This is a genomic window from Pseudoxanthomonas mexicana, from assembly GCF_046736355.1.
GTDB classification, from domain to species: domain Bacteria; phylum Pseudomonadota; class Gammaproteobacteria; order Xanthomonadales; family Xanthomonadaceae; genus Pseudoxanthomonas_A; species Pseudoxanthomonas_A mexicana_B.
In genome coordinates this window covers 2,034,206-2,046,972 of the sequence record NZ_CP157201.1, presented here as the reverse complement: position 1 = coordinate 2,046,972, position 12,767 = coordinate 2,034,206, and the positions used below count along the sequence as shown (strand labels likewise).

At 71.8% G+C, this 12,767-nt stretch carries 9 protein-coding genes; 4 read left to right on the top strand and 5 right to left on the bottom strand.

The features are described from left to right. Window positions 1-3 precede the first annotated feature (3 nt). Window positions 4-888 carry a U32 family peptidase gene (locus tag AAG688_RS09380; RefSeq protein WP_411831999.1) on the top strand — a complete coding sequence of 295 codons (885 nt, stop codon included), beginning with the start codon at window positions 4-6 and terminating at the stop codon, window positions 886-888. A 78-nt stretch (window positions 889-966) separates the two neighbouring features. Here the strand turns inward: AAG688_RS09380 and AAG688_RS09375 are convergent, their stop codons facing one another. The 5 genes from AAG688_RS09375 to AAG688_RS09355 form a co-directional block, all read right to left on the bottom strand. Further along, the gene (locus AAG688_RS09375; protein WP_411831998.1) at window positions 967-2,409 is read right to left on the bottom strand and encodes an L-aspartate oxidase; all 1,443 of its coding nucleotides are present in this window, start codon (window positions 2,407-2,409) and stop codon (window positions 967-969) included. Further along, window positions 2,406-3,431 carry a quinolinate synthase NadA gene (gene nadA / locus AAG688_RS09370; protein WP_411831997.1) on the bottom strand — a complete coding sequence of 342 codons (1,026 nt, stop codon included), beginning with the start codon at window positions 3,429-3,431 and terminating at the stop codon, window positions 2,406-2,408. Before nadA ends, AAG688_RS09375 begins: the two co-directional genes overlap by 4 nt. 198 nt (window positions 3,432-3,629) lie before the next feature. Beyond that, window positions 3,630-4,469 (bottom strand): SCP2 sterol-binding domain-containing protein, encoded by an 840-nt coding sequence (locus AAG688_RS09365; protein ID WP_411831996.1) that lies wholly within the window; start codon window positions 4,467-4,469, stop codon window positions 3,630-3,632. Window positions 4,470-4,585: 116 nt separating this feature from the next. Then, window positions 4,586-5,002 (bottom strand): putative zinc-binding protein, encoded by a 417-nt coding sequence (locus AAG688_RS09360; protein WP_411831995.1) that lies wholly within the window; start codon window positions 5,000-5,002, stop codon window positions 4,586-4,588. Window positions 5,003-5,004: 2 nt separating this feature from the next. After that, window positions 5,005-6,978, bottom strand: a complete 1,974-nt coding sequence (locus AAG688_RS09355) for a pyridoxal phosphate-dependent decarboxylase family protein (protein ID WP_411831994.1) — start codon at window positions 6,976-6,978, stop codon at window positions 5,005-5,007. A 201-nt stretch (window positions 6,979-7,179) separates the two neighbouring features. Here AAG688_RS09355 and AAG688_RS09350 point away from each other — a divergent pair, with 201 nt between their 5' ends. From AAG688_RS09350 to AAG688_RS09340, 3 genes are all read left to right on the top strand, one after another. Continuing rightward, window positions 7,180-8,193: a N(4)-(beta-N-acetylglucosaminyl)-L-asparaginase gene (locus tag AAG688_RS09350; protein WP_411831993.1), complete on the top strand. Its 1,014-nt coding sequence runs from the start codon at window positions 7,180-7,182 to the stop codon at window positions 8,191-8,193. Then, complete coding sequence (locus AAG688_RS09345; RefSeq protein WP_411831992.1) at window positions 8,190-8,951, top strand: copper homeostasis protein CutC; 762 nt, start codon at window positions 8,190-8,192, stop codon at window positions 8,949-8,951. The genes AAG688_RS09350 and AAG688_RS09345 overlap by 4 nt, the downstream gene beginning before the upstream one ends. Window positions 8,952-9,400: 449 nt before the next feature. After that, complete coding sequence (locus tag AAG688_RS09340) at window positions 9,401-12,727, top strand: GH92 family glycosyl hydrolase (protein WP_411834970.1); 3,327 nt, start codon at window positions 9,401-9,403, stop codon at window positions 12,725-12,727. Window positions 12,728-12,767 lie beyond the last annotated feature (40 nt).

Genomic DNA, 12,767 nt, shown 5'->3' with positions numbered 1-12,767 from the left:
CGAATGAAACTGAGCCTTGGACCCCTGCAGTATTTCTGGCCGCGCGAGCGCACCCTGGCGTTCTACCGCGAGGCCGCCGATTGGCCGGTGGACATCATCTACCTGGGCGAGACGGTGTGCAGCAAGCGGCGCGAACTGCGCACCCGCGACTGGCTGGCGCTGGCCGAAGAACTGGCCGGGAGCGGCAAGGAAATCGTGCTGTCCAGCCTCGCGCTGATCGAGGCCGAGTCGGAACTGGGCGCGCTGCGCCGGCTGGTGGAGAACGGGCGCTTCCTGCTGGAGGCCAACGACCTGTCGGCGGTGCAGCTGTGCCGCGAGCGCGGCCTGCCGTTCGTCGCCGGTCCCACGGTCAACGTCTACAACCACCGCGCGCTGGCGCTGCTGATCGAAGATGGCCTGCGGCGCTGGGTGCCCGGCGTCGAGCAGGGCAGGACGCTGCTGCAGGAAATGCGCGAGGCGCTGGCCGCCGACGGCCAGGCGATGCCGGAGCTGGAGATGCTGGCCTGGGGCCGGCTGCCGCTGGCGTTCTCGGCGCGCTGCTTCACCGCGCGTGCGCTGGACATACCCAAGGACGACTGCGGCTTCCGCTGCATCGACTATCCCGATGGCCTGCCGCTGGCCACCCGCGAGGGCGAGCCGTTCATGACCATCAACGGCATCCAGGTGCAGGGCATGGAAATCGTCGACATGGCGCCCGAACGCGACGAACTGGCCGCTTGCGGCGTGGACATCCTGCGGCTGTACCCGCAGGCGCAGGAAATGGCCGACATCGTCGCCCACTTCCGCCGCATGCTGGATTCGCCGGTGCCGCCGCCGAGGCTGGGCGCGCGCAACGGCTACTGGCACGGCAGGCCGGGCAAGGCGTCGCTGGCGGATCCCGCACCTTGACTTCTACCGTGGGAGCGACGTAAGTCGCGACGACGGCTTGGCGAGGACCACGGTCGCGACTCACGCCGCTCCCACCGGTCAACCGTCGCTGCGGTAATGCGCGCCCAGGCTGGATTTCCTCGCCAATGCGGCTGCCAGCATCCGCGTCGACAGTGCTCCCTGCCAGCTCGTGCGCAATGCCGGGTGGCAGGCGATTTCGTCCAGTGCCGCCTGCTGGCCGGCGCCGTCGCGCAGCGGGCCCAGCGCGCGCCAGTTGAGCTCGCGCAGTTGTTCCAGTGCCTCGGGCGTGGCCGCCGGGCCGCGTTCGATCAGGCGATGCGGGCCGCCGCCATGCACGCGCGCCGGCATGGCGGCCAGCCGTTCGCCCAGCAGGCGGCCGAACACCACGCCTTCCAGCAGCGAGTTGCTGGCCAGTCGGTTGGCGCCATGCACGCCGTTGCAGGCGACCTCGCCGACCGCATGCAGGCCGGGGACGCTGCTGCGGCCGTCGATGGCGGTCGCGATGCCGCCCATGTGGAAGTGCGCCGCCGGCGTGACCGGGATGCGCTGCCGCCGCGGATCGATGCCGTGCGCCAGGCAGATGGCGTGCACGGTGGGAAAGCGCTGCGGCCAGTCCGGCGCCAGCGCGGTGGCGTCCAGCCAGGCGTGGCCACCGGCCTGCAACGCCTGCCAGACCCGCCGGGCGACCACGTCGCGCGGGGCCAGGTCGGCGAGCGCATGCACGCCGGCCATCAACGGCTGCCCGGCATCGTCCAGCAGCCGGGCGCCGGCGCCGCGCAGCGCCTCGGTGATCAGCGGCAACGCGCCGGGACGCCCGCTGGCGAGCGCGGTGGGATGGAACTGCACGAACTCCAGGTCGCGGACCCGCGCGCCGGCGGCGATCGCCAGCGCCAGCCCGTTGCCGTCGGCGCCCGGCGGATTGGTGGTGGCGGCGAACAGCGCGCCGATGCCGCCGGTGGCCAGCACCAGATCATCGGTTTCGATCGTTTCCCCGCCGCCCTCGGCGTCGTGCGTGCGCACGCCGGCAACGCGGCCGCCGCGCAGCAGCAGCGCATCCACCTCGCAGGGATCGCGCCAATGCACATGCGCCGCCTGTCGCGCCGCATGCGCCAGCGCCTCCAGCATCCGTGCGCCGCTGGCGTCGCCGCCGGCATGGACGATGCGGTGGCAGCGATGGCCGCCTTCGCGGCCCAGCACCAGGCCGTCGCCGTCGCGATCGAAGGCCACGCCCTGCGCCTGCAGCCACTCGACCGCATCCGCCGCGTGCTCGACCAGGTAGCGGATCGCCGCGCGATCGTTGTGGCCGGCACCGGCCTCCAGCGTGTCGCGGGCATGCGCATCGGCATCGTCGCCGGGGGCGAGGGCGGCGGCGATGCCGCCCTGCGCCAGCGCGGTGGTGCAGCCAGGATCGGCCTGCGCGCGCCCAATCAGATGCACCGGACGCGGTGCGGCCGCCAGCGCGGTAGCCAGCCCGGCGACGCCGCAGCCGACGACGACGACCGGAGACGGCGCGCGGTTCACGCGCGATCGCGCCGACCGACCGCCAGCATGCGTTGCAGCGCGCCGCGCGCGCGCGCGGCCACGTCGGCGGGCACGCTCACCTCATGCTTCAGATCCAGCAGGCAGGCGTGGATGTTGGGCAGGGTGATCTTCTTCATGTGCGGACACAGGTTGCACGGCTTGATGAATTCCACCGCGGGGAAGCGCGCGCGCAGGTTGTCGGCCATCGAGCATTCGGTGATCAGCGCGACCCGCTCGGGCTTCTCCTTCTCCAGCCAGGCGCCCATCGCGGTGGTGGAGCCGACGAAATCGGCCTCGGCCTGCACTTCCGGCGGGCACTCCGGGTGCGCGACCAGGCGCGCGTCGTAGCGTTCGCGCGCGTGCCGGGCCTGCTGCGCGGTGAACTGCTCGTGCACCTCGCAGCGGCCGTCCCACAGCACCAGCTCGATGTCGGTCTGCGCGGCGACGAAGCTGCCGAGGAAGCGGTCGGGCAGGAAGATCACCTTGTCCGCGCCCATCGCCTCGACCACCTCGACCGCGTTGGCCGAGGTGCAGCAGGCGTCGGATTCGGCCTTCACCGCCGCGCTGGTGTTGACGTAGCTGACCACCGGCGCGCCCGGATGGCGCGCGCGCAGGGCGCGCACGTCCTCGGCGGTGATCGAGGAGGCCAGCGAACAGCCGGCTTCGGGATCCGGGATCAGCACGGTGCGGTGCGGGGCGAGGATCTTGGCGGTCTCGGCCATGAAGTGGACGCCGCACAGCACGATCAGTTCGGCGTCGCAGTCGGCCGCGGCCTGCGCCAGCGCCAGCGAGTCGCCGGTGACGTCGGCCACGCCGTGGAAGATCTCCGGCGACTGGTAGCTGTGCGCCATGATCACCGCGCCGCGCTGGCGCTTGAGTTCGTTGATGGCCTCGATCCAAGGCAGGTGCAGCGGCCATTCCAGGCAAGGCAGCAGCGGTTCCAGGCGCTGGCCCAGTTCGGCGTATTTCTCTTCGAGTCCGGGCTGCCATTGCGGGCGGGCCGGGGAGGCGGCGGATGTCATGGCGTCGGCTTGTCCGTGTTGCGGTGCGTGTGGGTTGAGCGTGGTGCGACCGGGTGGCGTGGCACCGGCAGAAGGGAAACCCGCGCCGGCCAGGCGCCTGTCCCGGCATGCGGTCCGACCGCCATGCCGGGGATGCGGCTTGCCGCGGCCTTCCGGACCGGCTGGGAAACGGCAGGCGGTCAGGGCGCGCGGGCGTGTTCAGGCATGGCCGTGGTAGGCGTCGCGCGCTTCGCTGGCCAGGCGCCCGCCGCGGTGCAGGATGATGCGCAGGCCCAGCGGCACCGTCTCCCACGGCATGCGATCGAGCAGGTTGCGCACCAGCAGGCCGAGTTCGGTGTCGCCGGTAAGCATGAGCCTGCGCTGGAAGAACAGCGTGTCGGCGTCCTCCAGCCGGCTCGCCAGCAGCAGCAGGTCGGTGGCGCTGCCGCATACGGTCGCCTCGGCCGGTTCGCGGGTGGCGTGCAGCCGGCCGTCGCGCAGCTGCAGCACCCAGTGCAGGCCGAGATCGCTGATCTCGATGCCCAGCCTGCGGCCCTGCACCGGTTCCAGCGCGCGGTCCTGCAGCGGTGCGGCGATGGCGCGCGAGAGGACACGCTGCAGCGCCGCTTCCTGGAACTGGACCGGCACCAGCGACAGCAGCGGCCGCCAGCGGTGAGGCGGCGGGATCAGCCGCAGCAGGTAGCGGTAGGCGGTCGCGGAGCGGTCGGTCGGGGCGGGCATGGGCATTCCAGGAGCGGGCGTCGGGGTGGAGGAGGGCGCGGCCAGGCCCTGCTGGTGATGGGCTTCGGCAATCAGCAGGGTGACCAGCCGGGTGGCGCAGTCGCCCGGCAGGCCCAGCCGGAAGGCCAGGGCGTGGGCGCGCTGCATCACCTGCCGTTCCCGCTGTTCATCGCGGGAGGGCAGGCCGGCGCCGCGCTTGGAACGCGCCGCCGTCGAGACCAGCGCGCGCCGCGCGGCCAGCAGCGCGACCATCGCATCGTCGATCCGGTCGATGGCCGCGCGCGCGCCGGACAGCGTCAGCGCGGCGGGCACGGGCATGGCCACGCGCGCAAGGGTGGCGCTTTCGTCGTGTAAACCTGTTTCAACACGTCACCCGGGCAGGACGGATCCGCAGGGATGCTAGCGTGCGCCCGCATGGCGGCCATTGACGCAGATCAAGCCTCGTCCGCTGTGCCGGCATCCGCCGGCGGGAGCGAATCCGCCTGCGGCAGCGCCGCGGCGATGCCCGGCAGTATCGCCTCGGCATACACGCTGCGCGCCTGGTCCGCATCGAAGTCGGCATGCCGGCGCTTCCTGACGCCGTAGTCGGACAGGGTGAAATGCGCGTCGGCATGCACGCCGGCCTGCGACAGGCAGGCCTTGACGCAGTGCAGGATGCAGCCGTCCAGCGCGACGATCGGCCGGCCGGTGCGCGCGGTGCGCACCAGCCCGGCCACGCCGCCGCCGACGCCGGCGATGCACGACATCTCGGCGCGGCCTTCGCGGTCCAGCCACAGCGCCATCTGGTTGGCCATCTGCGCGGCGCTGGAGCAGCCGGAGCAGGAATAGACCAAGGGCAGCTTGGCGGACATGCTCAGTCGCGCCCGGTCCGCGCGTCGGCGAGGGGCCGCACGCGCAGGCGGCGGGCGAGGTGATCGAAGTAGAGGTCGATGTAGCTGATGCCGTTCTCGGTGTCGATCAGGTAGGGATTCATCAGCGTGTGGCGCAGGATCACCAGCCGGTCGCCGTCGGCGCCGTCGTGCATGCTGTCCGGATCGATGCCCAGGTCCTCCAGCGCGCGGCGCATCTGCGCCTCGCCCAGCAGGGTCCGCTGCAGCGTGGTCATGGAGGCGAAGAACTGCTTGACCTGCAACGGCTGGCGGGGATCGCAGCGCAGTTCGTCGTGCAACTGGCGCATGAAGGCGTTGGCCTGGGCCAGGTCGCGGTTGCCGGCCGGGTTGAGCGCCAGGCAGACCAGGTTGCTGTCCGGCGCGATCGGCACCGTCGCCACGGCCACGTCGGCGACCTGCCGCGCGAAACGCTGCGCGCCTTCGAGGAAGGCCTCGGCGGCGAGCACGGTCTGCCGCGGCAGCAGGCCGAAATGGCGGTGATCCAGCGGCAGCACGCGATGGGTCACGTAGACCGCCGCCGCCGCCGCGCCCGACTTGGAGCCTTCCAGCACCAGTTGCCCGAGCTGGCGGTGGCGCTCGTGGTAGTCGCCGCCGCCCGCGGCGTTGAACACGTAGTCGGCGCACTCGGCGAGCAGGTCCATCACCCGGTGGTCGCGGCAGACGAAGGCGCCGGCGCCGTAGGGCAGGTAGCCCAGCTTGTGCGGATCGATGGTCACCGAGTCGACCGCGGCCAGCGCCGCGAACGCCGCGTGCACCGGCGCGCTGGGGAAGTGGCGATAGCCCGCGTGTACTTCCTCGCGGCCGCGCAGGCTGCCGTCCTCGTTGCGGAACAGCGTGGCCAGGTAGCCGCCCCACGCCGCATCGACGTGCACGCTGAAGCCGAACCCCTGCGCCTGCGCGCGATCGCGCGTGGCCAGCATCGCATCGAGCGGGTCGATGGTGCCGTACTCGGTGCTGCCCAGCACCGCGACCGCCATCAGGATCGGCTGGCGCTCGCGCAGGCAGCGTTCCACCGTCTCCTCGAAGGCGCCGGCGTCCAGGCGCATGCCGGAAGTGGCGACCAGCTCCAGGTGCTGGCGGCCCAGGCCGAGCAGCTTCAGTCCCTTGCTCCACGAATAGTGGGCGGTGATCGGGGCCAGCACCTTCGGCGCCTGCAGTTCCGGGTGGCGGGCGAAGAACCCGACCTGCCCCAGGTGTTCGATGCGCTGCTGGTCGACCCGTGCGCTCCAGTACTGCCGCTCGGCCGGCGCCAGCGCTTCCAGCCAGTGCTGCCATTGCAGGTACAGCGCAAGATCGTCGGTGGTGGAGAGGTTGAACGCCTGCCAGTCGTCGTCGGGCAGATCCGGCAGGGGAACGCCCGCGCTGCGCAGTGCGACCGGGAACGCCTTGCGCGCCAGCGCCAGCCGCAGCGCCTGGTAGTTGGCGGTGGTGCCGCCGGAGGTCAGGTGGCCCATCGCGCAGGCGGGCTGCGCCGGATCGGCGGGGAAGCCGAGCATGCGCGCCAGCTGCAGCCCGACCTGGATCTCCAGCTGCATCGTCACCGGCGCGGCGTCGCCGCTGACGTTGTTGGGGTTGTACGGTAGCGTCAGCATCTGCGCCGCCAGCCCCGGCAGCAGCAGGTCCGAGGCCATGTGGCCGATGTAGCGCGGGCTGTGGAACGGCACCGACTGCTTCAGCGCGGCCGAGAGCTGGTGCAGTTCGCGGCGCATCCGCGCCTCGAACGCCTGGTAGGCGGGATGATGGGTGGCCGCGGTCGGGATCGCCGGCGGATCCTCCGGGTGGAAGTTGCGCCGCCAGTGGACGTGGTCGCGCAGGAACTCCAGCACCAGCTTCTCCAGCAGGCTGTCGTTCTCGCCATAGGGGCCGAGGAAGCAGGCGTCGAGCGTGCGCCGCTCGGCGCCCGCGTCGGGCAGATCGTTGCGCAGGGTATTGTGCATGCGGGGGAGCCTAGCCAAGAACGCCGCGCGGGTTACTGATCCAGATCAATCGGGATGCTGGCGCGGATTGCCGCCTCGGGCCGGCCGAATCCGCCGGCGGGTCCGGCCGGACGCTTGTGGAATTGGTTTGTACCGATTCAAATCCCCAACGGGGAGAGCCCCTTTGGGCATGCACGATTGGCACGGGAGCGAGGAACGATGATGAATGGCAGAAGGCGATTCCTGCGCGGCGCGGCACTGGCCGCGGGCGCGGCGGCGTTGCCGGCGCTGGCGTCGGGCGACGCGGCAGGCGCGGCGGCCGCGGGTGCGCGGGTGGTCTCGACCTGGGACTTCGGCGTGCAGGCCAACCAAGCGGCGTGGCGGGTCCTGCAAGCCGGCGGCGATGCGCTGGACGCGGTCGAGCAGGGCGCGCGCTGGGCCGAGGGCGAACTGTGCAACCCCACCGTCGGCCGCTGCGGCAATCCCGATCGCGACGGCGTGCTGAGCCTGGACGCCAGCATCATGGACGGCGACGGCCGCTGCGGCGCGGTGGCGGCGCTGGAGGACATCGCCCATCCGATCAGCGTGGCGCGGCGGGTGATGGAGCGCACCCCGCACGTGATGCTGGTCGGCCAGGGCGCGCAGCAGTTCGCCGTGCAGCAGGGTTTCGAGAAACGCCGCCTGTTGACGCCGCAGGCCGAGCAGGCCTGGCGCGAATGGCTGCGGACCGAGCGCTACCAGCCCGAGATCAACGCCGAGCGGCGCAGTCGCCCCGGCGACAAGGACAACCACGACACGCTCGGCATGCTGGCCATCGACAGGAACGGCAGGCTGGCCGGCGCCTGCACCACCAGCGGCATGGCCTGGAAGATGCGCGGCCGCGTGGGCGACAGCCCGATCGTCGGCGCCGGCCTGTACGTGGACAACGACGTCGGTGCGGCCACCGCCTCCGGCGTCGGCGAGGAGATGATCCGCAACGCCGCCAGCTTCCTGGTGGTGGAACTGATGCGGCAGGGACGCTCGCCGGGCGATGCCTGCCGCGAGGCGATCGAGCGGGTGGTGCGCAAGCGGCCGGAAGCCAGCAGGAACCTGCAGGTGTGCTTCCTGGCGCTGAACCGACACGGCGAGGTCGGCGCGTTCGCGCTGCACCGCGGCTTCGTCTACGCGGTCTGCGACGCGGGCCGGCAGGACAACCTGCGCGAGTCCGGTTCGGTCTACGCCAGCGAGCAGGCATGAGCGGGACCGGGCTGGCCCTGGAAATCGCCGCCGGCTCGCTGGCCTCGGCGCTGGCCGCGCAAGCGGGCGGCGCGCAGCGGGTGGAACTGTGCGAGAACCTGGGCGAGGGCGGCTGCACCCCGTCCTACGGCACGCTGGCGCTGGCGCGCGAGCGCCTGCGGATCCCGCTGTACGCGCTGATACGGCCGCGCGGCGGCGATTTCCTCTACGCGCGGCCGGAGGCCGAGGTGATGCTGCGCGACATCGAGATCTGCGTGCGGCTGGGGTGCGACGGTGTGGTGATCGGCGCGCTGGATGCGGATGGCGGCATCGACCTGCCCCTGTGTCGCGAACTGGTGTCCGCCGCCGGCGCGCTGGGCGTGACCTTCCATCGCGCCTTCGACGCCGCCGCCGACCCGGCGCGCGCGCTCGAGCAGATCGTCGCGCTGGGCTGCGAGCGGGTGCTGACCTCCGGCGGTCGCGCCAGCGCGGAAGCGGGCAGGGACGCCATCGCCGCGCACGTGCGGCGGGCGGGTGGGCGACTGGCGGTGATGCCCGGCGCCGGCATCGATGCCGGCCACCTGGCCGCGCTGGCGCGGCATACCGGGGCGCGCGAGTTCCACGCCTCGGCCAGGGCGCCGCGCGCGTCATCGATGCGTTTCCGCAATGCGGCGCTGGCGGGTCTTGCGGCGGACTGGTCCGAGACCGAGCCGGGGCGGGTACGCGCCCTGCGCGCGGTGCTGGACGAACTGGAAGCGACCGGCACCGACATCGGATAGGGCGGCTGCGCCGGATTGGCGCCTTTCCTTGCCTGGCTTTCCCTGCATCGCGAAATGCGAATGCCCGCGGGCAGGAATCCCCCGGTAGCCGTCGAGAGGCGAGCGGGGAGGCCGTCGACGCGCACGGCCGTCGCGCAGCGGCAGCCCTGCTCAGTCTTCTACGGACTGCTGCGCAGCAGCATGCGCCACGGTGCGCCGCGTGTTAAATCTTGCGAATTGAATCGATTCAATTCGCATTGGGGCTGACGCGACCACATCGCGCAGCCGCACTGCGCATTCGATCGTCCCCCATCTTCGACCTGACCCCCATGTTCCATGCGCAACGAAAACAACGATTCCGCCGGAACGACCGCTTGCCAACGAAGGGATCCGCCATGACGTCCTGCCAGTACCGCGCACGGGAGTCCGGCGCGCCTCGCATCCAGAGCCGTTCCACGCTCGTCTTCGCCATGCTGCTGCTATCGGCTTCCGGCATCGCGGCAGCGGGCGATGCGCGCTTCGCGACGTCGTTCGAGCCGGGCGAGCCGTTGCCCGCCGTGGTCGCGGAAAAGGATCTCCACCTATCGCCCGGGAGCGGTCCCGAAAAGCCGTACGCGGCCAGGCGCGGCATGGGCTACAGCGGCCAGCGCGCCTTGCACTATCGCGCCGATGCGGCCGGTCGCGTGCGCCTGTTCACGGTCGACATCGCGATCGACGCGGACACGACGCTGTCGTGGAGGGTGCTGCCCGAGATCGCCGGAGGCGATACCTACACCTCCACGGGCGTGTCGCTGGACCTGGTCTTCGACGACGGGTGGCGCCTGTCGGAGACGGATGCGCGCGACCAGCACGGCGCGCCGGTTGGCGCGGCCGGGCAGGCGGAATCGAAGACGCTGTATCCCCAGCAATGGGCGCACAAGCAGGTCCGCCTGGGCGACGTGCCCGCGCTGCAGGGGCGGCGCATCGAGGCCATCGAACTGGAAGTGCGGCCCACCCCGGGCGCCGGCGCAAGCGGCTGGATCGACGACATCGCCATCGAACAGAAGGCGCGCATCGCCGCGCAGCGGCCGAGCGACTACGTGTCGACCCCCCGCGGCACGCAGTCCAACGGCACGTTCTCGCGCGGCAACAACATTCCCGCGACCGCGATGCCGCATGGGTTCAACTTCTGGGTGCCGGCCACGGACGCGGGCACGCTGGGCTGGCTCTACCGCTGGAACGAGCACAACGACGCCGACAACCGGCCGCGCCTGCAGGCCTTGTCGATAAGCCACCAGCCCAGCCCGTGGATGGGCGATCGGCAGACCTTCCAGGTGATGCCGTCGGCGACGCGCGGGGTCCCCGAGGCCGATCGCGAGCGCCGCGCCCTGTCGTTCTCCCACGACCGCGAACTCGCCCGCCCCCACGCCTACCGCGTGGACTTCGACAACGGCATCCGCGCCGAGATCGCGCCCAGCGAGCGCGCGGCGATCTTCCGCTTCCGCTTCCCGCGCGGCGGCGACGCCAACCTGCTGTTCGACAACGTGGACGCGCGCGGCGGGGTGACGCTGGACGCGGCCACGCAGACCCTCCACGGCCATACCGACACCCGCAGCGGGCTGTCCAACGGCGCCACCCGGATGTTCGTCTACGCGAGCTTCGATCGGCCCTGGATCGCTAGCGGATCGATCGAGACCGGCCGTCCCACCGGTTACGTCAAGTTCGCCGCCGGCGACGGCGGCGAGGTGAACATGCGCATCGCCACCTCGCTGATCTCCGTGGAGCAGGCGCGGCGCAACCTGGAGCAGGAGATCGGTTCCGACGGCTTCGACGCCGTGCGCGAGCGCGCGCAGGCGGCGTGGGACGCGCTGCTCGGGCGGGTCAGGGTGGAAGGCGCCAGCGACGACCAGCTGACGACCGTCTATTCCAATCTCTATCGCCTGTTCCTGTATCCGAACGTCGCGCACGAGAACGTCGGCAGCGCCGACCGGCCCGACTGGCGGCATGCCGACCAGAACAGCTGGTCCAAGGACAACGCCGGCGGCGACGCGCAGCGCACGTCCGCGCCGGTGCGCGCCGGCAAGGTCTACGTCAACAACGGGTTCTGGGACACCTTCCGCACCAGCTGGCCCGCCTACGCGCTGCTGGCGCCGGAGCGCGCGGGCGAGATGATCGACGGCTTCCTCCAGCAGTACCGCGACGGCGGCTGGGTGGCGCGCTGGTCGTCGCCGGGCTACGCGGACCTGATGGTCGGCACCAGTTCCGACGTCGCGTTCGCCGACGCTTGGCTCAAGGGCGTGCGCGGCTTCGACGCCGGCGAGGCCTACGAGGCCGCGCTGCGCAACGCGACCGTGGTGCCGCCCGTCTCCAACGTCGGCCGCAAGGGGCTGGCGCGATCGATGTACCGGGGCTATGCGGATGCTTCCGTGCACGAGGGACTGTCGTGGACGCTGGAAGGCGCGCTCAACGACTTCGGCCTGGCGCAGATGGGCCGGGCGCTGGCCGCGGGCGAGGGCGACGCCGCGCTTGCGCGGCGCTACCGGGAGGAAGCCGGGTACTTCCAGGCGCGCGCCGCCGACTACGTCCATCTGTTCGATCCGGCCACCCGCTTCTTCCGCGGCCGCGACGCCAGCGGCGGCTGGGCGCGGCCGGCCGCGGACTTCGACCCGCGCGTGTGGGGCGGCGACTACACCGAGGCCAATGCGTGGACGTTCGCCTTCACCGTCCCGCACGACGGCGAGGGGTTGGCGACGCTGCTCGGCGGACGGGAGGGCCTGGCGCGGCGGCTCGACGAATTCTTCGCCACGCCGGAGACCGCGGAGGGCCGGTTCGCGGGCAGCTACGGCGGCATCATCCACGAGATGACCGAAGCGCGCGACGTGCGGATGGGCATGTACGCGCACAGCAACCAGCCCTCGCACCACATTCCCTGGCTGTACGTCGCCGCCGGCCAGCCGTGGAAGACGCAGCGCATCACCCGCGAGGCGATGCGCAGGCTCTACCTCGGCAGCGAGATAGGCCAGGGCTACCCGGGCGACGAGGACAACGGCGAGATGTCGGCCTGGTACCTGTTCGCGATGATGGGGATCTACCCGTTGCGGATGGGGGCGCCGGAGTACGTGATCGGATCGCCCGCCTTCGGGCGCGTCGATGTCAGCCTCGAGAACGGGCGCACGCTCACCGTCGTCGCCCACGACAACGGGGCCGACAACGTCTACGTGCAGTCGCTCAAGCTCAATGGCCGTCCGTGGGATCGGGCCTGGCTGCGCCACGACGACATCGCCGGGGGCGGCGTCCTCGAATTCGTCATGGGCAGCACGCCGTCCGCCTGGGGAAGCGGGGCGGACGCCCTGCCGCCGTCGATGACCCCGCCGGGCAGCCATCCCGCGGGCCTGGTGGACGCTTTGCCGGAGGCGGAGGCCGTCACGCTGGCCGGGCATCCCTCGGCGGCGGACCTGATCGACGACGACGCGTCCACTTCGCAGACGCTGCCGGCGCGGGCGACGGTCGCCTTCCGCTTCCGCGCTCCGGCCCGCGTCGGCCACTACACGATCACCAGCGGCGGCGAGCCGCTGGCGGGCCTGGCCTGGACGCTCCAGGGCCGCAATGGAAGCGGAGCCTGGATCACGCTGGACCGGCGGCACGACGAGCGCTTCGCGTGGGCGCGGCAACTGCGGCCCTTCCTGGTCGAGAAGCCGGACGAATACCGGGAGTACCGGTTGCAGTTTTCCGGCGAGGCGGCGGTCGATCTGTCCGAACTGGAATTGCTGCGTTCCGGAACCGACCGGGCGCTTCCAGTGCCGGCGGGATCGCGATGAGGCCGCGCCTGCCTGCTTTCCCGTCAGCGGGCGCGCATTG